Consider the following 19,118-nt stretch of genomic DNA (forward strand, 5'->3'; position numbering starts at 1 on the left):
CCGGTGCCTGGTGCGGGCTCAGGAGGTGGGCCGCGGCCCCGGCCGACGTGGGGGCCGGTTCGCCGTGAGGAAGCGCCATGTCGCCTTGGCCATGGCGAGGAGGACGAGCAGCCAGACGGCGGTGGCGACCCAGACCTCGCCGCCGCCCAGCGCGGTCATCCATCCGGTTCCCGTCGAGTGCCCGAGCTCCCGGGTCGCGACGCCGTACATGCCGATGGGGAAGACCATGCTCCACAGGCCCGACTCGAAGCTCAGCGGCACGCGGTGGCGCAGGTGGCGCCACACGCCCAGCGCGACCAGCAGCGGGATGAGCCAGCTGCAGAACGCCCACAGCACGAACGACAGCCCGGCGACGACCTCGCGCGGCACCAGCCCGCCGCTCTCCGGGAGGTGCAGCAGTTCCGCCCCGGCCAGCACGCTGATCGCGGCGGCGCCCATGAAGATCCAGTAGTGCGGCGTGAGGTCCTCGGGCGCGACCGGCCGGGCCAGCAGCCGGCCCAGGACGATCGCGGCGATCAGGACGTACTGCACGAGACCGATCGCCCAGCACACCGACGCCGCCACGATCAGACCTGGGCCGGGGACGAGCTGGGCGAGCACCGACGTGGCGACCGCGACGGACTGGGTGCCGACCACCCACATGAACCACGTCCCGTTGGGCTGGTGCCGCTCCCCGCCGGTGGCGAGCCGGAACGGTACGGCGTAGCTCAGCACCAGCCACACGGCCGCGCCGAACGCCAGCAGCACCACGGCGAGCGGCACGTGGTGGGCGGCCAGGATCCGGCCGGCCAGCACGTTGGAGGCCGCCGCGACGGCCAGCGAGGGAAAGCCGTCCACGAACTCGCCGGCCCGCCAGGTGCGCCGCCACACGTACGCGAGCAGCAACGCCACGAACCCGGCACCCGCCACCGCCAGCAGCGTCGCGGAGGCCACCCGCGCGCCCGCCAGGTCCAGCGCTTCCGACACGATGCCGGTGGCCATGACGAACGCGAACGCGCCCGGATGGAGATGCCGCTTCGCCGCCGAGCTCAGGACCGCCCATCGCCCGGCCGCCTCGGCGACCGGGTCGCGCCCGGGGCTCAGGAGCCGCCGCCGGCCAGCCACTCCGCGAGGACGGCGGCCTGGCTCTGGTCCACGTCGCGAGTGGCGGTCAGGAGCGTGACGTCGTCGTGCCCGGCCAGCTCGCGCAGATGGCCCGCCGCCTCGCGGTGGCCGGGGTCGCGCAGCTCCGCGAGATAGCGGCGGCGGAACTCGGCGAAGCGGCTGGGCTCGTGGGCGTACCAGCGGCGCAGCTCGGTCGAGGGCGCGACGTCACGCAGCCACTCGTCGAGATGGGCGGCCTCCTTGCTCAGGCCGCGCGGCCAGACGCGGTCGACGAGCACCCGCTTGCCGTCGTCAGGGGAGGTCTCCTCGTAAACCCTGCGACAGGTGATCTGGCCGGCCATGACCTCACCCCCGAAACGACGAGTCCCAACCGACTCCTGCGAAGGATGCTTCCGGGTCCCCATTCTAGCGACGGCTGATCACGCCGTCCCTGGCGGGCGGGCCGGGCACCAAGCGCCATGCAAGCGATTTGGCCAAACGTTGAACCCGGCGGACGTGTTGGCGTGACGGCGTGGGCAGAGGTTTTGCATCAAACCCTCCACACGAGACGAAAGGTGAGGTGTGGGGAATGGCTGAACGTCCAACCCGGCCGACCCATCCGACCTACGACATGGGCCAGCACCCCGACATAGCCGAGATGCGCTCGCGCTTCGACCAGGCGGCGCAGAGCCCGGCGGGGCAGTCCGTGAGCGGTCTGGCTCTCCTCAGTGGTCTGTATCTCGCGATCTCACCATGGGTGGTCGGCTTCTTTCCGCGTACGACCCTGACCATCAACAACCTGATCACGGGCGTCGCCCTGGCGATCCTGGCGGGCGGCATCGCCTCGGCCTACGGTCGCATGCACGGGCTCGCCTGGGTCATCCCGATCATCGGCATCTGGACGATCATCGCCCCTTGGGTCCTGCCTCCGCATGGAGGCGGCGTCGGCGCGATCGCCAACAACGTCGCCACGGGGTTCGTGATCCTCTGCGTCGGCCTGGCGGCGACGGCGCTGGGCGCGATGTCGAAGCGGCAGCGCCGGTGATGGCGGGCCTGTCACAAGAAGCCGACTGTGCCCCTTCCCGAAGGATCGAGAAGGGGCACAGCCCTGTCCAGAGGCAGGAGCCGGCGTCCGGGGCCGCCGGGGCGGCGGATGTTTCGCCCGCTGTCCTCGGGCACGAGGCATGGAGCGGAATATCCGACCCCCGAGGGAGGCCGTCATGGACACCCAGCAGGACGTGATCGCGGTGCTCGTCACCGACCACCGCGAGGTCGAGCAGATGTTCTCCGAGCTGGAGCACATGAAGGGCGGCATCAGCGACCAGGCCAAGACGCTGGCCGAGAAAGTGGTGATCGAGCTCGTACGGCACTCGATAGCCGAGGAGGAGCACCTTTATCCGGCCGTACGCCAGCACGTCCCGGGTGGTGGCAAGCTCGCCGACCAGGAGATCGCCGAGCACGCCGACGCCGAGGAGACCATGAAGCGGCTGGAGGGGCTGGAACCGGGCGACAACGACTTCTGGCCGACCATGGGGCTCCTCATGAGCCAGATCCGCGACCACATCAGGGAAGAGGAGAACGACCTGTTCCCCCGGCTGCGCGAGTCCTGCCCGCCCGAGCAGCTGGTCGACCTGGGCGGCAAGGTGGAGCGGGCCAAGAAGACGGCCCCCACCCGTCCGCACCCGTCCGCGCCCGACACCCCGCCCGGCAACAAGCTGCTGGCGCCCGGTGCCGGGCTGGTGGACCGCATCCGCGACGCGATCACCGGCCGGGGACGCTGACCCCCTCGCCGAACGGCGCCTCGCCACCCGGCGGGGCGCCGTTCGTGCGAGGAGGAGCCCGAGCGGGCCGGCAGGAGTCTGGTCACGACCGACCACGACGTGATCCGGCAGTGGGCCGGCGAACGGGACGCGTCCCCGGCGACGGTCGAGGGCACCGAGCACGGCGACCACCTGGGTGTGCTGCGGCTCGACTTCCCCGGCTACGGCCGCGGCGAATCGTCCGGAGCGGGCTGACCGCTCCGGTCGGCCCCGCGGCGGCGCGCGCGGTGGCTGGTGTCGCAGAACGGATGGCGTTTGCTCCTGCGGCAGGCGCACAGGGCGACCACGAACCGATCGGACCGGGCGGTCGTCCCGTCCTCCAAGGTGATCTCCACCGGGCCCTCGACGAGGATGGGGCCGTCTTTGACGTACGTGACGCGCGTCGTCTGACGCGGCGCCGACCTCGGCGTCGGCGTCTCGCTAGGGGAGCCCTCAGCGGGCGTCGGCACGGCGGGTGTCGGTTCGGTCGGCACGGATGACCACCAGTTCCTCGTGTCGTTGCCCCGGCAGGGTCAGTCCCAGGGATTGCAGGCGAGCGATCCGTGCCCGCATGACCGGGCCGAACGGCTCCAGGCGGTGGGCCACGACGTGGGCGTCGAGCCCGGCGGCGCGCAGCCGGCGCAGCGATTCCCGCACGTCGCTGAGCGCCGACTGGACCAGCAGCAGGGTTCCGCCGCTCGACAGGTGGGCGGGCGCGGCGGAGCAGATCCGGTCGAGCAGCCGCCGACCGTCGAGTCCGGCGTCCCAGGCGAGGGCGCGGCTGTGGCGGGCCGGTGGCCGGGCGTGGCCGGGTACGTACGGCGGGTTGGCGAGGATGACGTCGAAGCGCTCGCCCTCGACGGGGGCGAACAGGTCGCCGCGGATCACCCGTACGCGCAGCCCGCGGACGAGGGTGTTGAACCAGGCGGCCAGGACGGCACGGACGGACAGGTCGATGGCGGTGACACGCGCCGCCCCGCGCCGGGCGGCGTCGATCGCGATGGCGCCGGTGCCGGTGCCGATGTCGAGGATTTTCGCTCCCCGTGGCAGGTCCAGCAGGCCGAGGGCCGCCGACAGCATCGTCGTGTCGCTCTGGGGCCGGTACACGCCGGGGGGTCTCAGCAGCAACATACTGGCGAACTACCTCAAAACGGACACACAAAACGGGCTTCGACGGCGCGCCGTACGGGTCCCGGTGCGAACGCATGATCGGTGGGGCGGGGGTAGGAGGAACGGGCATGCGCGGGGGAGGTGCGGTGGCGACATTGGGAGTGGAGGAGGAGTTCCTCCTGGTGGACGCGGTCTCGGGGCGGACCGCCGCCAAGGCGGGCGAGGTGCTGGCCCGCGTGGGCGCGTACCCGTACGAGGGCGGCGCCTACCAGCCGGAGCTGTCTCGGACCCAGGTCGAGGCCGCGACCGGCGTCTGCCGCACGCTCGGCGAGCTGCGCGAGCAGCTGAGCCGGGCACGTGCCGCGCTGGCCCGCGCGTGCGCGGCCGAGGGGCTGTCGCTGGTGGCGTCGGGGACGCCGGGACCTGCCGGGGGCGAGGCGGTCATCAGCCGGGGGGAGCGGTTCGAGCGCATCGCGCGGATGTACGGGGACGTGGTGGGCGACTACCAGGCGTGCGCGTGCCAGGTGCACGTGGGCGTGGCCGACCGGGATACGGCCGTCGCGGTGCTCAACCACCTGCGGCCCTGGCTGGCGACCCTGCTGGCGCTCTCGGCCAACTCGCCGTTCGACGGCGGGCGCGACACCGGGTACGCGAGCTGGCGCATGGTCCAGCAGTTCCGCTTCCCCGGCTCCGGCGTCCCGCCGTGGTTCGCCTCGGCGGCCGCCCACGACCGCGAGGTGGACCGGCTGGTGGAGTGCGGGGTGCTGGTGGACGAGGCGATGACGTTCTGGCTGGCCCGCCCGTCGGCGCTCTATCCGACGGTCGAGGTACGCGCCGCGGACGCGGTCACCACCGTCGACGAGGCGGTCCTGCAGGCGGCGCTGTCCCGAGGGCTGGTACGGACGGCGCTGAACGAGCTGGCCGCCGGCCGGGAGGGCCCCAGAGCGGGGGCGCAGGTGTGCGCGGCCGCCGTGTGGAGCGCCGCCCGCCATGGGCTGCACGGCAGCGGCGTGGACGTGGTCGCGGAACGCCGGGTGCCCGCCACGCGGCTGCTCGACGACCTCGTGGGCTGGGTCACGCCGGCGCTTGAGGAGTCGGGGGACCTGGTGGAGGTGAAAGGACTGCTGGCGCGGGCCGGCTCGGGCGCCGCCAGGCAGCGCCAGGCGGCGAGCCACGGGCCGCGTGCCCTGCTGGACCTGCTGTCGGTATCGCAGGAGGAAACATGAGCAGCACACTGCCGACCCCGCGCGGGCCGCTGTCGGAGACCGTGATCGAGACGCTGGCACGCAGCCCCGGCACGGTCGGGCGGCTACCGCGGGCCGAGCGCGATCCGTACGGCGAGGACCTGCAACTGGCCCTGTACGTCTGCTACGAGCTGCACTATCGCGGGTTCGACGGGGTCGCGGCCGAATGGGAGTGGGAGCCGGGGCTGCTCGCGGCCCGCGCCGAGCTGGAAAGGGCGTTCCTGGTGCGGCTGCGGTCGGACACCCGGGGCGGCGACGACGTTTCCGCGGCGACCGAGAAGCTGCTGGTCGAGCCGGTGGACGGCGAAGGGGTGTCGCACTATCTGCGCGACCAGGGCGAGCTGTGGCAGGTGCGCGAGTTCGTCATCCATCGGTCGATTTATCACCTTAAAGAGGCAGATCCGCATGCGTTCGTGATCCCCCGGTTGCAGGGGCGGGCCAAGACGGCGCTGGTCGCGGTGGAGTACGACGAGTTCGGCGGCGGGCGCGCCGAACGCATGCACTCCCGGCTGTTCGCCGACCTGATGGACGCGCTCGGCCTGGACTCCACATACGGGGCCTACCTGGACGTGGTGCCCGCCCGGATGCTCGCCACCGTGAACCTGATGTCGATGTTCGGCCTGCACCGGGCGCTGCGCGCCGCGATGGTCGGCCACTTCGCCGCGGCGGAGATCACCACCGCTCCCAGCGCCCGCAGGATGGACCAGGCGCTGCGGCGGCTGGGCGTCGAGGCGGTCTTCTACAGCGAGCACATCGAGGCCGACGCCGTGCACGAGCAGGTGCTCCGGCGCGACGTCATCGGCGACCTGCTGCATCGCGAGCCGCACCTTGCCAGGGACGTCGTCTTCGGCGTCCAGGCGACCGAGCTGCTGGAGGAGCGGCTCGGCGAGCACCTGCTGGCGAGCTGGCGCGCGGGGCACGGCTCCCTGCTGGCGGGCGACGCGGGCTCGCCTCTCGCCACACCCGCCCGCGGCTGACCGGCCCTCGTCGCCCGTCGCCCGTCGCCCGGCTCCCGGCTGAGCGGCCCCGTCACCCCGGCCCCGTCACCCCGGCCTCCATGTCAACCGCAGGGCCCAGATGCCCCTAGCGGCGGGTGACCAGGATGCCGTCGTCGTCGCTGAACAGCTCGGCACCCGGCCGGAAGACGACCCCGCCGAAGGTGACGGGGACGTCCCGCTCGCCGGTGCCCTGCTTGGCACTCTTGCGGGGGTTGGATCCCAGGGCCTTGACGCCGAGGTCCAGCTCGCGCAGCGCGGCGACGTCGCGTACGGCGCCGTTGATCACCACGCCCGCCCAGCCGTTGCCCACCGCCAGGCCCGCGATGACGTCGCCCATCAGGGCGGCGTGGAGGGAGCCGCCCCCGTCCACCACCAGCACGCGGCCCCGGCCGGGCTCCTCCAGCACGGACCTCAGCAGGACGTTGTCCTCGTGGCAGCGCACGGTCGCGATCGTCCCGGCGAAGGCGCGGCGGCCGCCGTACTGGCGTAGCTGCAGGTCGCACGAGTCGAGCTGGTCGCCGCGCTCGTCGTACAGGTCCGCGGTGACGACGGTCATGGTGAAACCCTTCCTACCGGCCGTTCCTCCCGGGGGAGGGCGCGGACGGGCTCGGAGTGACGGGCCGCGAGCAACGTATGTGCTGCGCGGCCCTGCTCACCTCCTGAAACGTGTCAGTGGCTCTTCCCCGTGGCCTGGCGGATGACGTCGCGGACCCGGTCCATCATCGCGATCGGCGTGCCGACCAGGAGGTTCTTGGTGGCGGACTCGGTGCCGGCGTGCGGGTGGGTGGGCGCCATGGCCTCGGCGGCCTTGACCCCGGCGGCCATGGCGCGGCGCTCGGCCTCGCTCGTGTGGGCGCGTAGCTGGATGAACTCGTACCGTTCCTCGCTGCGGGCGTGCTCCTCCACGTCGGTGCGGAGCTTCCGCAGGTTGGCCATGAAGTCCTGTGCTTCGGGGCCGGCCGAGTCCATCCGGGTGAGCAGCTGCTTGGCCTGGTTCTCCTCGGCCAGCCGGTCGTCCACCACGGCGTCGCCGCCGTCGATCTTGCGGCGGGCGAAGGGGTGGACGATCTCCTCCTCGGCGGTCTCGTGCACGGCCAGCAGCCGCACCAGCCGGGTGAACGCCTCACCCCGCCGGTCCGCGGGGGCCTCCTCCACCTCGTCGAAGAGGTCCCGGATCATCGCGTGCTGGGCCAGCAGCAGGTCGATGACGTCCGTTTCCTCCATGGTCTCGGGCGCGGTCTTGTGGCTGGTCATACGCGGCTCCTTTCGGGTACGGGGCGTGGGCTACCCAGCGGCGGAGTGAACACGCCCGTACCCGATCGGGCGCGGACAGGTCTTACCAAAGCCATGGATTTCCACGGGAGCACGCTGGGGCTGCCCCGGGAAGCCTCGGGTAGGGACAGCGCGCCCGGCCGACCACCACGAGGGAGTACACGCACATGACTTTCAACCCACTGCGCGAGCGGGGTATCCCGCTGGACGATCAGCTGCGTAACTGGCGGGAGCTGAACGTCATGCCGATCGATCCCGACCATGCCGACCCGTACACGCGCTGCCGGATCATCACGATGAACGGGATCGAGACGGAGGCGGTCTTCTTCAGCCACCACATGTCGCGGCACTGCCCGGACATCGAGCTCAAGCAGCAGCTGGCGCGGGTGCGGTACATCGAGGCGCAGCAGCAGAAGGCGGTCAACTGGCTGCTGCCGGGCGTGTCGTCGGTGCTGGAGACCACGCTCGCCTACGAGCAGGTGGCGGTGGACCTGACGGCGTGGGTGGCGCGGATGGAGCCGGACGCCTACCTCAAGCAGGCCTACCAGTTCGGCGTGCTGGAGGACTTCGACCACCTGTACCGGTACGCGAACCTGTACGAGATGATCGAGCACCGCAAGGCGGAGAAGATCGTGGACCAGCTCACCGAGGTGATGCCGGGCCGGCCCACGTATCTGCATCACCGGGACCCGATGGACAACGTGCGCGAACCGTACGACCGCAACTCCGCGGCGCCGATCTCCAAGCTGCACGCGCTGACGATCATGTCGGCCGAGCAGCAGACGATGAACTTCTACATGAACGTCGGCCCGATGTACATGGAGCCGATCGCCCGCCAGCTCTACCAGGAGATCGGGCTGATCGAGGAGGAGCACGTCACCCACTACGAGTCCCTGGTGGATCCGGGGGAGAGCTGGTGGGAGATGCTGCTCAACCACGAGTACAACGAGTGCTACCTGTACCACTCGTTCATGGAGACCGAGTCCGACCCGAAGGTGAAGAACATCTGGGAGCTGCACCTCAACATGGAGCTGGAGCACCTGCGGCTGGCCGCGGAGCTGTTCAAGCGGCACGACGGGCGCGACCCCGAGCAGGTGTGCGCGCCCGAACTGCCCGCGCCGGTGACGTTCGAGCCGAACAAGGGCTACATCCGGGAGCTGATCGCCACCCAGATCGACTACACGACCCTGGGCACCGGATACGTGCAGGAGGCCCACGAGCGCTTCGAGAAGATGCAGAACGCGATCATGGGTGGCGAGAAGGCGCCCTCGGAGCGGGTCATCGAGGAGAACCGGGCCAAGTCGGGCCGCGAGTACCGCCTGCAGACCGAGGGCGAGCACCCCGTCGGCAGCCTCGCCGAACACCGCTGACGGGGCGCGCGGCCCCCGTCAGGCGCTCGGATCGTCCCCGATGACGGGGGCGGTGTGGGTGTCCACGTCCACGGCCGAGCGGGCGACGACGGTGCCGCCGGGGCCGCCGCTCACCAGGGCGATGTGCAGGCGCCCGCTCGTCCACCCGTCCGGCAGCGCGGCGCGCACGCCGGCCGGGCCGCTGAGCTCGAACGGCTTGGCCTCGATCCACGGTCCCCGCGGGCCGGGGTCGGCGGGAGCGGGGCCGAAGACCGGGGTCCAGGCGGTGTGCAGGTGGCCGTTGACCGGCTCGGCGCCGTGGTGCGAGACGCGGACGGGCACGGTCACCTCGCGCGCCTCGCTCAGCAGGTCACGGCCGGGCGCGACGGGGACGACGTCCAGCACCAGCGTGGTGGCGGCGTTCACGTCGGCCGGGTCGACGCCGGCCAGGTCCTTGGCCCGGCGCTCGAAGTCCAGCAGGCCCGCCGACTCGTGCTCGATGTCGTACAGCTCGGTGTAGACATAGCCGGCCAGGCGGTCGTGGCGGCGCAGCTCCTGGGTCTGCCAGCGCAGGTGCCAGGCGCGCTGGACGCAGGTGAAGCCGCCGCCGTACTCGCTGTTGAGGTTGGGCAGCCCGCGCAGCGGCTGCGACGGCGCTCCCGCCAGCTTCTTGCGCACCACGTAGTCGGGCCCGAGGCGGACCGGGAAGTCGTCCTGCTCGCCGTCCATCAGCGCGGCCACCGTCCTGCCCCAGGAGGCGGCGGACTCGTCGTAGTAGTGCCAGTCGAGCAGGTCCGTCCTGACGTGGGTCCAGCCGGAGTTGTCAACGGCCGGCCTGGTGGGGTCGAGGGCCTTGAGCAGCTCGTACGCGTGCGCCGCCGCCCGCTGCTTGGCCGGGTCGCCCGGGATGTCCCAGTCCAGGCCCCATTCCTCGTTGTACAGGCCCCAGATGACGATCGCGGGGGAGTTGCCGTCGCGCTCCACCATGGGCGCGATCTGCTCCTCGAACGCCGCCACCGACTCGTCCAAGAAGCGGCCGGTCGCGGCCGGCTCGGCCCAGACGAGCATGCCGAGCACGTCGGCGTGGTGCACGAAGCGGGGGTCCTCCAGCTTGAGGTGCTTGCGCACCAGGTTGTAGCCCGCCCGCGCGGCCAGTTCGAGGTCGTGGCGGAGCGCGGCGTCGTCGGGGGCGGTGATGCCCGTACGCGGCCAGTAGCCCTGGTCGAGCACGCCGCGCACGAACAGGCGGCGGCCGTTGAGATACAGGTCCTCGCCGATCGCCTCGATGCGGCGCAGACCGGTGTACGCGGCCACCTCGTCGGTGCCGTCGGCCGAGGTCAGGCGGGCGTCCACGTGGTAGAGGTGCGGGTCGTCGGGGGACCAGAGCCGCGGATCGGCGACGGGGAGCACCGCCCGCGCGACGCCCTCCGTAACGGGGATCTCGACGGTCGTGTCCGTGCCGCGCAGGGTCAGACGGAGGGCGGACGCCGACGGCCCCGCGATCCGGGCCTCCACCTCGATGGCGTCCAGTCCTTCCGCGGGGCGCAGCTTCAGCGCGGCCACGTACGTGGCGGGCCTGGCCTCCAGCCAGACGCTCTGCCAGATCCCCGACGACGGGGTGAAGCAGACGCCGTCGAAGTCGTCGCGCGGGATGCTGCGCTGCTTGCCGTGCGCGATCTCCCGCTTGTCCGGCGGCGCGGAGACCCGCACCACGACCTCCCCGGAGCCGTCGCCGCGCAGGGCGTCGGTGATGTCGGCCTCGAACGGCGTGTAGCCGCCCCGGTGGCTGACCACCTCGACGTCGTTGAGCCAGACCGTGGCCTCGTGGTGCACGGCCCCGAAGTGCAGCACGACCCGCCGGCCCGCCCAGGCGGAGGGGACGGTGATCCGGCGGCGGTACCAGGCCACGGGCAGCCAGTGGGCCTCGATGCCCGACGCGGGGGTCTCCCAGGCGAAGGGCACGGTGATGGTCCTGGTCCAGCCGGGATCGGTGTCGGCCCGGAAGTCCCATTCGCCGTTCAGGCTCGACCAGGAGTGCGACCGGTCGAAGTGGGGCCGGGGATATTCCGCACGCGGCGTCATTGCGCTCTCTTTCATGACGGGGGTCAGCCTTTGACGCTGCCCGCGAGGATGCCGTTGATGAAGTGGCGTTGCAGCAGGACGAAGATCACCAGCAGCGGCAGCATGGCGATGCTGCCGGCGGCGAGCAGCTCGCCCCACACGGTGGCGAAGTCGGCGCCGATCCGGTTGCCGGTGACGTTCTGGGCGAGGGTGGACAGGACCACCTGGAGGGTCTGGTGCGCGGTGTCGTTGACGGCGACGACCGGCCAGACGAAGTCGTTGTAGACGTTCATGGTGGTCAGGACGGCCAGCGCGGCCAGCCCCGGACGGATCACGGGCAGCACGACCCTGGCGAAGATGCCGAACTCGCCCGCGCCGTCCACCCGGCCCGCGTCGATGAGCTCGTCGGGGATGGCGGCGATGGTCTGCCGCATCCAGAAGATGCTGAACGCGTCGATGCTGCCCGGCAGGATGAGCGCCTGGTACGTGTTGACCCAGCCCAGCGCGCTCATCTCCAGCAGCAGCGGGATGATCAGCACCAGCGTCGGCAGCATCAGCGTCAGCAGCACCACGCCGAAGAGCAGGTTCTTGCCGGGGAAGTCGTACTTGGCGAACGCGTAACCGGCCAGCGGGCAGAAGAACATCGTCATCGCGCCCCTGACCACCAGCACCAGCGCCGTGTTCGCGAACCCGGTGCCGATCGGCACGTCGGCGAACATGGCCCGGTAGTTGTCCAGCGTCAGCGCGCCGATCGACAGCGGGTCGGCGATGATGTCGGCGGCCGGCTTGAGCGAGGAGCTGACCGCCCACCAGATCGGGTAGAGGAACACGATCGCGAGCAGCGCCAGCACCACGTACTGCAGCGGGCCGGGGCGGGTCTGGTTCATGACACCTCGTCCTTCGGGCGTAGCAGCCTGACCGACACCAGCGACAGGCCGAAGACCAGCAGGACCAGCAGGAACGAGTTGGCGGCGCCGGTGCCCAGGTCGGAGGCGGTGATGTGCTCGTACAGGTAGAGGCCGGCGGTGGTGGTGGAGCCGTACGGGCCGCCCTCGGTGACCACGAACGGCTCGGCGAACATCTGGAAGACGGCCAGCGTCTGCACGACCACGAGGAACGCCATGCTCCGCCGCACCAGGGGCACGGTGATCGACCAGAACTGGCGCCACCGGGACGCGCCGTCGAGCGCGGCGGCCTCGTACACGCCGCCGGGGACGGCCTGGAGACCGGCGAGCAGGATGATGATCGCGAACCCAGTGGTCTTCCACAGGAACAGCAGCGCCAGCGTCGGCTTGGACCACGCGGTGGACGTCAGCCAGCCCACGTCGGGCAGGCCGACCAGGTTGAGCAGGTAGTTGACCAGGCCGTAGTCCTGGTCGAACACCACGATCCAGACCTGCGCCATGGCGACCAGCGGCGTCACGAACGGCGCGATGAACGCCACCCGGAACAGCCCGCGCAGCCGCAGCTTGGCGTTGGCCAGCAGCACCGCGCCGCCCAGCCCGGCCATGACCTGGATCGGCACGATCAGCAGCCACATGACGGCGCTGTTGCCGAGCGAGGCCCAGAACTCCGGGCTGGTCAGCAGGTAGAGGTAGTTGCCCGCGCCCACCCAGTGCGCCTCGCCCGCGCCCCGCCAGCGCATGAAGCTGAGCTGGAGCGCGTAGATCAGCGGGTAGATCCCGAACGCGCCGAAGACCACGAAGAACGGCGCGATGAACAGGTACGGCGACAGCCGCGTGGACCTCAGGAACGTCCGATCGAGTCGGGCGAGGCTCATGAGCGGTCGATCAGGTTGCGCTGGATCTTCTCGGCCGACTCCGAGATCACCTGGTCGGGGGTCATCTTGCCCTCGATCAGGCGCTGGACGTTGTTGCCGAGGTAGTCCACCGACTGGGCCCACCACCAGGGGATCGGCGCGGCGGCCGGGATGGTGCCCGCCGCCTCGACCGCCACCTTCCACAGGTCCTGGCCGCCGAGCGCCTCGATCGGCTGGAAGAGCGGCTTGGCCGGGTCGAGCGCGGGGGAGAAGCTGGGCACCGAGGTGGACAGGCCGCCGGGGTAGACGTCGTTGGGGCCGTACACGGCGGTGTAGCCGGGCTCCTTGAAGCACAGGAACTCGTACAGCAGCCAGGCCAGCTCGGGGTTCTTGGCCTTGGCGGGGATGACGAAGCTGCTGCCGCCCATGGCGCCGCTGCGCGCGCCGCCCGGCGTCCAGGCCGGCAGCGGCGCGGCCCGCCACTTGCCCTTGGTGGCCTTGAGCAGCTGCTGCGGCGCGAACGACCACCAGATCGCCCACGGCACGAACACCTGCTGGCCGCTGTCCAGCGTCTTGACGTCGGCGGCCTCCAGGTAGGGGGCGTGGGTGACGAGGTCGTCCTTGACCGCGTTCTGGATCCAGCCGAAGATCCGGCGGTACTCCTCGGAGTCCAGCCGCAGCTTGCCCTGCGCGTCGGTGAGGCTGGTGCCCTGCTGGTTGGCCAGCATCTCCAGCCAGAGCTGGCTGAGGAACGGCGTCTTCTCCATGTGGATCGGCCTGGTCGTCGGATCCTTCTCCTTGACCGTCCTGGCGGCGGCCAGCAGGTCGTCGTACGTGGCCAGGCCCGCCGGGTCCACGCCGGCGCTCTCCAGGATGTCCTCTCGGTACCAGAGCAGGCCGGGGTCCAGGTCCCACGGGACGCCGTAGATCTTGCCGTCCACGGTGTTCACGGACAGCTTGTACGGCGCTGTCTGCTCGCGGTACGGCGCGATGAGGTCGGTCAGGTCGTACAGGTGCTCGGCCTGGCCGCCGATCTTGGCGTCGTCCCAGAAGCTGCCGTCGGGCACGTCGGTGCCGCTGATCAGCGTGTTGGCCAGCTTCGCGTCGATGTCCACGGCCTGGTGGTTCACCGTGACGTTCGGGTACGCCTCGCGGAACTTGGCGATGGCCGCGTCGAACACCTTGAACAGGTCGCCCGACCGGTTCCAGATGGTGATCTCGCCCTTGACCGACGACGCCGACGCGGTGGGCGCGGCCAGCTTGCTGGGCTGCGTGCTCGGGCCGCCCGGCGCGCACGCCGCCAGCGAACCGGCCGCGGCGACGCCCAGGGCTCCTTTGAGGAAACCGCGCCGGTTCATGAGGGGTGTGGACATCTCTGACTCCTCGGCCTGGGACCACGTTCGGGGCTCAATGGGGGTTCTGCAACGATGCAGACATCATGCATAATCGTCTGCAACGATGCAAGGGCGAGTTTAGGATCTTCCCAGGCGCAGCCCTTCGGAGGTATAGGAGACGCATGGCCGGTCCAACCCTGCGCGACGTCGCCAAACGGGCGAACGTCTCGATCCGCACCGTTTCCAACGTCGTCAACGGTTACGCGCCGGTGTCGGACGAGCTGCGGACGAGGGTGCAGGCCGCGCTGGACGAGCTCGACTACCGACCGAACCTCATCGCCCGCAACCTCAAACAGGGGCGCACCGGGATGATCGCCCTGGTGGTGCCCGAGCTCGACGTGCCGTACTTCGCCGAGCTGGCCCGCGAGGTGATCAAGGCGGCCCGTTCGCACGGCTACGTGGTGATGGTCGACCAGACCGACGGCGACGGCGACCGGGAGCGCGAGCTGCTCGGCCGGGAGTCGCGGGCCACGATGTTCGACGGGCTGCTGCTCAGCCCGCTGGCCATCTCCGCCGAGGAGCTGCGCTCGCGCGCCAACCGCATCCCGGTCGTGCTGCTCGGCGAGCACATCTTCAACGGCAGCTTCCACCACGTGGCCATGGACAACGTGGCCGCCGCCCGCGAGGCCACCGCCCACCTGCTCGACCTCGGCCGTCGCCGGGTGGCCGCCATCGGCGACCAGCCGTACGCGAACGGCGAGACCGCCCAGCTCCGCACCGCCGGCTACCGCCAGGCGCACGCCCGCGCCGGGCTGGAGGTGGACGAGGAGCTCGTCGTCACCACCCCGCACTTCCACCGCCGGCTGGGTGCCGAGGCCATGGAGCGGCTGCTCGCCCTGCCCGAGCCGCCCGACGCCGTGTTCTGCTACAACGACCTGCTGGCCCTGGGCGCGATCAGGGCACTGACCAGGGCCGGCCGCCGGGTGCCCGACGACGTGGCCGTGGTCGGCGTGGACGACATCGAGGAAGGCCAGTACAGCACGCCGAGCCTGACCACGATCGCCCCCGACAAGGGCGAGATCGCGCGCCGGGCGGTGGACACGCTGATGGGCGCGATCAACGGCTCGGCCGCCGCGCCCTCCGAGATCGTGGTGCCGCACCGGCTGATCGTCAGGGAGAGCACCGCGGGCTGAGCGGGGACATGCGACTGCCCGCCGGGCGTCCGCCCAGCGGGCAGCGAGCGTACCGGGCCGGCTGCTAGCGCAGAGCCGCCTCCGACGGGCGTTCGGCGAAACGCTCCTCCATGCCGCCGTACCGGCCGGTCTCGGTCATGGTGTCGGTTATCTCCTCCATGCGCAGGGCGATGCCCATCGCGAAGAACGTCGGCGCCCATTCGCCGACGAAGATTCCCCATCGGTCCGCACGGTCCAGGCTTTCCGCCTCGAACTTGTTGGACGCGAGCCACGATGTGAACGCCAGGCCCACCGAGGCGATGCCTGCCATGTACATGTGATTCGACTTCACACCCCATTTGCGCAGTGTCTTGATCACGACTGTCCCCCTTCGTCCCTGGCCCAGTACCCGCCGGGCCAGGTCAGCAGGCGCGCCGTTTGTCGCTTATTACCTACTTTGCCGGTTCCTGTGGCTCCCCGGCGGCGACCGCGATCCGGCGGACGCGGCGGTCCAGGAGGGCGAGCAGGCACACCATGATCACCCCGACGGCAGCCAGCCCGGCGCGGTCGGCCGCCGTGTCGGCGTTCGAGATCAGGGCGAAGCCGGTGTGCGCCACCAGGGCGCCGGCGACCAGCGCAAGACTGTGTCGATCCGTCCAGCAACTCCCCGCCGCCCTCGTGCCGTCCGCCGTCGACGGGCCGTCCGCCGTCCACTGCCCGCGTCCACCTGTCATCCGCTGCCCGCCCGCCGTCCAGCGGCGCAGGAGCCACGCGGCGACGACGGCCAGCACGGCGGCACCGGCCATCGGCACGGCCACCCACCCGCCGTGCGTGAAGGCGGGCCGCGTCGCGCCGCCGAAGGGGAACAGCAGCGCCAGATACCCGAAGGCGGCCACCGCGCCGAAGCCGAAGACCGCCCCCGGCCCGGGCACCCCAGGCAGTCCGGGCAGTCCAGATGGCCTGGGCAGCCCGGGCAGTCCAGGCGGCGCGGGCGGCTCTCCGGGTGACCTGCCCGGACGCGACCTCAGCCGTACACCCGCCACCACCAGCACGACCACGGCCGCCGCGCAACCCACCAGGACCGCCGGCGGCGCCTGGTACCCGGGATCGATGGCGGTGACCACGGTCACGCGCAGCAGCAGCGCACCCACCACGAAAACCGCCCCCGCCACCCAGAGGCCGAGCCTGCCCAGGTAGGGCCTGTCACGCAGGGACGGGACGGTCAGGTCGACCAGCAGGATCGGGATCGCCGCGCTGAACACCGCGTGGTACGGGATCTGCAGCTCCGCGTAGGCCGTGTTCAGGCCCAGGATCCTCGGCGCCCACCCGGCGGCCCCGTACATCGTGGGGCTGCTCAGCGCCTGGAGCGCCAGGCCCTCCTCGACGATGCCGTAGGCGGCGCCGAGCAGCAGCACCCCGGTCCACCCCGTACCGGCCCGGCGTGCCAGCTCGCGCACGACGACGATGCCCGCGCCGTAGATCGGCACCCACAACAGCAGGAGCCAGGCCATGCGCAGCGGCGGGTTGCCGAGCGTGAACTCGGCGACGAGCGGCGTGATCACCGCGAGCAGCAGTGCGGCCCACCGGCCGCGCGCCCTGTTCACCATTATGGGGCCAGGGTGCTTCCCGTGCCCCTCTCCGGGCTGCTGCCCCGGGTCCTGTCCGTGGCAACCCAGGTGACAGTCCCCCACCAACTCCGGTTGCTGCCGCCACCCGGTCGCCCCCGGTTACGCTGGCCGCCCGTGCCGGCAGGCGCGTGGCGACAGGCGCGGGGGCGGCATACGTAGGCGCGACAGGTGCGGATGCGGCCATACGAGGGTGCGAGACGTTGGTGCGGCAGGCGCGGATGTGGCCGGCGCGGAACGGGGACATCGTGACAGCAGGCGCATGCACGGCAGGCTCGGAAGCAGCGGGCGCGGAAGCGGCGGACCTTGTCGCGACGGGCACGGAGGCGGCTGGCGCGGAGGAGAGGGACGTTGGCGTGGCGGATGCGGGGGCAGGGCGGGACCGGGTGACGATCGCCGGCAGCTTCGCCTGCGCGCTGGTCGCGGCGGTGGTCGTCGTGCACGGGGACCTGGGCGGCACCGCGCCCACCTGGTACCTGGTCGCGGACGTGGTCGGCGGCGCGGCGGCGTGCGCGGCGCTGTGGCTCTCGCGCCGGTGGCCGGCCACGGTGGCGCTGGCGGTCGTGGCGATATCCGTGCCGTCCGCGGCGGCCTCGTGCGCGGCGGGCGTCGCGACGCTGATCGCCGCCCTCCACCGCCGCTCAGCGGTGGCGATCGGGGTGGGCGCGGCCTGGGTGGCGGCGACGCTGATCCGGTTCTGGCTGCGCCCGCCGGGGCTCGCGCCGTACCCCGTGTGGGCGCTGGTCGCGGTGCTGTTCGGGGCGGCGCTGACCGGCTGGGGCATGCTCGCGAGGGCCCGCCGCCAGCTCGTGTCGTCGCTGGTGGAGCGGGCGCGCAGGGCCGAGGAGGAGCAGCGCGGGCGCGCCGAGCAGGCCCGCCGCGCCGAGCGCCTGGCCATCGCCCGCGAGATGCACGACGTGCTCGCGCACCGGCTGTCGCTGCTGGCCCTGCACGCCGGGGCGCTGGAGTTCAACGCGCGGGCCGACCCCGGGGAGGTGGTCGAGGCCGCCTCGGTGGTGCGCGCCAGCGCCCACCAGGCGCTCCAGGAACTGCGCCAGGTCATCTCGGTGCTGCGCGAGGCGCCGGTCCTGGCCGAGCTCGACCTGCCGGCCCTGGTCGCGGAGGTACGGCGGGCGGGCATGGAGGTCGACATACGCGACGGCGGCGTGCGCCTGCCCGACCTGCCGGGCGCGACGGCGCGGGCCGCGTACCGGATCGTCCAGGAGGGCCTCACCAACGCGCGCAAGCACGCGCCCGGCCGGCCCGTGAGCGTGCGCCTCGAAGGCTCGCCGGACGAGGGGCTGACCGTCGAGGTCCGCAACCCCGTCACGGGTACGCCGGGACCCGAAGGGGCCGGCGCCGGGATGCAGGGAGGGGAGGCGACCGGTCCGGCAGGTACAGGCATGCCGAGAACCGGGGAGGCTGGTTCGACCGGCATGCGGAGAGATGAGGGAGCCGATCAGACCGGGAGACCCAGGGGCGGGGGGACCGGGGTGGCCGGGATGGCGGGGATCGAGGGAGCGGGGCTGGCCGGTGTGCGGGAGCGGGCCGAGCTGGCGGGCGGGCGGGTCGAGCGGGCCGGGGTCGAAGCGGGCGAGTTCCGGCTGGCCGTCTGGTTACCATGGCCGGTGTGAGCGCCATACGCGTGCTGGTCGTGGATGACGACCCGCTCGTCAGAGCCGGGCTGACGCTGATGCTCAAGGGGGCCGACGACCTGGTCGTGGTGGGCGGGGTGGCCGACGGCGCGGAGGTCGGGGCGGCGGTCGACGCGCACGCGCCCGACGTGGTGCTCATGGACATCCGGATGCCCGCCCTCAACGGCATCGACGCCACCAGGATGCTGCGGCGGCGGCCCGACCCGCCGCACGTCGTCATGCTGACCACGTTCGACGCCGACGAGCACGTCTTCGGCGCGCTGCGCGCCGGCGCCGGCGGGTTCCTGCTCAAGGACACCCCGCCGCAGGGCATCGTGGACGCGGTCCGCCGGGTCGTGGCCGGCGAGCCGATCCTGTCTCCCGACGTGACCCGGCGCCTGATCGCCCACCTGGCGCCCGAGACGGAGGACCGCCGCCGCGACGACGCCCGCAGGCTGCTGTCCCGGCTCAGCGAGCGCGAGCGGGAGGTCGCCGCCGCGGTCGGGCGCGGCAGGCCCAACGCGGACATCGCGGCCGAGCTGCACATGAGCGTCGGCACGGTCAAGAGCTACATCTCCCGCATCCTCACCAAGACCGGCCTGGAGAACCGGGTGCAGCTCGCCCTCATCGCGCACGACGACTCCTCGTGAGGCCGCGCCGGGCTCGTTAGCGACCGGG

Annotated in this window: 21 protein-coding genes; 9 read left to right on the plus strand and 12 right to left on the minus strand. The window is 71.8% G+C overall.

The window, feature by feature from the left end:
* Positions 1-18 precede the first annotated feature (18 nt).
* Both FH608_RS08565 and FH608_RS08570 read right to left on the minus strand, forming a co-directional pair.
* Positions 19-1,104, minus strand: a complete 1,086-nt coding sequence (locus FH608_RS08565) for a tellurite resistance/C4-dicarboxylate transporter family protein (RefSeq protein ID WP_139629805.1) — start codon at positions 1,102-1,104, stop codon at positions 19-21.
* Positions 1,080-1,445: a DUF488 domain-containing protein gene (locus tag FH608_RS08570; protein ID WP_139629806.1), complete on the minus strand. Its 366-nt coding sequence runs from the start codon at positions 1,443-1,445 to the stop codon at positions 1,080-1,082. Before FH608_RS08570 ends, FH608_RS08565 begins: the two co-directional genes overlap by 25 nt.
* A 227-nt stretch (positions 1,446-1,672) precedes the next feature.
* Here FH608_RS08570 and FH608_RS08575 point away from each other — a divergent pair, with 227 nt between their 5' ends.
* From FH608_RS08575 to FH608_RS53765, 3 genes are all read left to right on the plus strand, one after another.
* Positions 1,673-2,128, plus strand: coding sequence for an SPW repeat protein (locus FH608_RS08575; protein WP_139629807.1), 456 nt, complete (start codon positions 1,673-1,675; stop codon positions 2,126-2,128).
* 175 nt (positions 2,129-2,303) lie between these two features.
* Positions 2,304-2,864: a hemerythrin domain-containing protein gene (locus tag FH608_RS08580; RefSeq protein ID WP_139629808.1), complete on the plus strand. Its 561-nt coding sequence runs from the start codon at positions 2,304-2,306 to the stop codon at positions 2,862-2,864.
* Between the two features lie 99 nt (positions 2,865-2,963).
* The gene (locus tag FH608_RS53765) at positions 2,964-3,098 is read left to right on the plus strand and encodes a hypothetical protein (protein WP_263008713.1); all 135 of its coding nucleotides are present in this window, start codon (positions 2,964-2,966) and stop codon (positions 3,096-3,098) included.
* On the opposite strand, the gene FH608_RS54310 is transcribed toward FH608_RS53765, so the two are convergent.
* Both FH608_RS54310 and FH608_RS08590 read right to left on the minus strand, forming a co-directional pair.
* Positions 3,065-3,376: a CDGSH iron-sulfur domain-containing protein gene (locus tag FH608_RS54310; protein ID WP_394367657.1), complete on the minus strand. Its 312-nt coding sequence runs from the start codon at positions 3,374-3,376 to the stop codon at positions 3,065-3,067. The genes FH608_RS53765 and FH608_RS54310 overlap by 34 nt on opposite strands.
* Positions 3,336-4,013 carry a HemK2/MTQ2 family protein methyltransferase gene (locus FH608_RS08590; protein ID WP_193318300.1) on the minus strand — a complete coding sequence of 226 codons (678 nt, stop codon included), beginning with the start codon at positions 4,011-4,013 and terminating at the stop codon, positions 3,336-3,338. The genes FH608_RS54310 and FH608_RS08590 overlap by 41 nt, the downstream gene beginning before the upstream one ends.
* Positions 4,014-4,138: 125 nt before the next feature.
* On the opposite strand from FH608_RS08590, the gene FH608_RS08595 reads away from it, so the two are divergent.
* On the plus strand, positions 4,139-5,218 hold the full coding sequence (locus FH608_RS08595; RefSeq protein WP_226899156.1) for a carboxylate-amine ligase: 1,080 nt from the start codon (positions 4,139-4,141) through the stop codon (positions 5,216-5,218).
* The gene (locus FH608_RS08600; RefSeq protein WP_139629810.1) at positions 5,215-6,213 is read left to right on the plus strand and encodes an iron-containing redox enzyme family protein; all 999 of its coding nucleotides are present in this window, start codon (positions 5,215-5,217) and stop codon (positions 6,211-6,213) included. The genes FH608_RS08595 and FH608_RS08600 overlap by 4 nt, the downstream gene beginning before the upstream one ends.
* A gap of 106 nt (positions 6,214-6,319) precedes the next feature.
* Here FH608_RS08600 and rraA read toward each other — a convergent pair whose 3' ends face one another.
* A complete protein-coding gene (gene rraA, locus FH608_RS08605) occupies positions 6,320-6,790 on the minus strand; it encodes a ribonuclease E activity regulator RraA (RefSeq protein ID WP_139629811.1) in 471 nt (156 codons plus the stop codon).
* Positions 6,791-6,903: 113 nt separating this feature from the next.
* A complete protein-coding gene (locus FH608_RS08610) occupies positions 6,904-7,488 on the minus strand; it encodes a hemerythrin domain-containing protein (protein WP_226899157.1) in 585 nt (194 codons plus the stop codon).
* Positions 7,489-7,673: 185 nt separating this feature from the next.
* Here FH608_RS08610 and FH608_RS08615 point away from each other — a divergent pair, with 185 nt between their 5' ends.
* Positions 7,674-8,876 (plus strand): hypothetical protein, encoded by a 1,203-nt coding sequence (locus FH608_RS08615; protein ID WP_139629812.1) that lies wholly within the window; start codon positions 7,674-7,676, stop codon positions 8,874-8,876.
* 18 nt (positions 8,877-8,894) lie between these two features.
* Here the strand turns inward: FH608_RS08615 and FH608_RS08620 are convergent, their stop codons facing one another.
* Genes FH608_RS08620 through FH608_RS08635 form a run of 4 tightly spaced genes read right to left on the minus strand, consistent with a single transcriptional unit; the run spans position 8,895 to position 14,048 of the window.
* Positions 8,895-10,937: a glycoside hydrolase family 2 protein gene (locus FH608_RS08620; protein ID WP_139629813.1), complete on the minus strand. Its 2,043-nt coding sequence runs from the start codon at positions 10,935-10,937 to the stop codon at positions 8,895-8,897.
* A 23-nt stretch (positions 10,938-10,960) separates the two neighbouring features.
* Positions 10,961-11,803: a carbohydrate ABC transporter permease gene (locus tag FH608_RS08625; protein ID WP_139629814.1), complete on the minus strand. Its 843-nt coding sequence runs from the start codon at positions 11,801-11,803 to the stop codon at positions 10,961-10,963.
* Complete coding sequence (locus FH608_RS08630) at positions 11,800-12,696, minus strand: carbohydrate ABC transporter permease (RefSeq protein ID WP_139629815.1); 897 nt, start codon at positions 12,694-12,696, stop codon at positions 11,800-11,802. Before FH608_RS08630 ends, FH608_RS08625 begins: the two co-directional genes overlap by 4 nt.
* A complete protein-coding gene (locus FH608_RS08635) occupies positions 12,693-14,048 on the minus strand; it encodes an ABC transporter substrate-binding protein (RefSeq protein WP_139629816.1) in 1,356 nt (451 codons plus the stop codon). The genes FH608_RS08630 and FH608_RS08635 overlap by 4 nt, the downstream gene beginning before the upstream one ends.
* A gap of 143 nt (positions 14,049-14,191) precedes the next feature.
* On the opposite strand from FH608_RS08635, the gene FH608_RS08640 reads away from it, so the two are divergent.
* On the plus strand, positions 14,192-15,202 hold the full coding sequence (locus FH608_RS08640) for a LacI family DNA-binding transcriptional regulator (RefSeq protein ID WP_139629817.1): 1,011 nt from the start codon (positions 14,192-14,194) through the stop codon (positions 15,200-15,202).
* A 64-nt stretch (positions 15,203-15,266) separates the two neighbouring features.
* Here the strand turns inward: FH608_RS08640 and FH608_RS08645 are convergent, their stop codons facing one another.
* A complete protein-coding gene (locus tag FH608_RS08645) occupies positions 15,267-15,560 on the minus strand; it encodes a hypothetical protein (protein ID WP_193318318.1) in 294 nt (97 codons plus the stop codon).
* A gap of 73 nt (positions 15,561-15,633) precedes the next feature.
* On the minus strand, positions 15,634-16,788 hold the full coding sequence (locus FH608_RS08650) for a hypothetical protein (RefSeq protein WP_139629818.1): 1,155 nt from the start codon (positions 16,786-16,788) through the stop codon (positions 15,634-15,636).
* 374 nt (positions 16,789-17,162) lie between these two features.
* Here FH608_RS08650 and FH608_RS08655 point away from each other — a divergent pair, with 374 nt between their 5' ends.
* Both FH608_RS08655 and FH608_RS08660 read left to right on the plus strand, forming a co-directional pair.
* Positions 17,163-18,440, plus strand: a complete 1,278-nt coding sequence (locus FH608_RS08655) for a sensor histidine kinase (protein ID WP_193318301.1) — start codon at positions 17,163-17,165, stop codon at positions 18,438-18,440.
* The gene (locus FH608_RS08660) at positions 18,428-19,090 is read left to right on the plus strand and encodes a response regulator (RefSeq protein ID WP_139629820.1); all 663 of its coding nucleotides are present in this window, start codon (positions 18,428-18,430) and stop codon (positions 19,088-19,090) included. The genes FH608_RS08655 and FH608_RS08660 overlap by 13 nt, the downstream gene beginning before the upstream one ends.
* Positions 19,091-19,118: the final 28 nt, after the last annotated feature.

The sequence above is a fragment of the Nonomuraea phyllanthi genome, from assembly GCF_006334985.2.
In the GTDB taxonomy this organism is placed as follows: Bacteria; Actinomycetota; Actinomycetes; order Streptosporangiales; family Streptosporangiaceae; genus Nonomuraea; species Nonomuraea phyllanthi.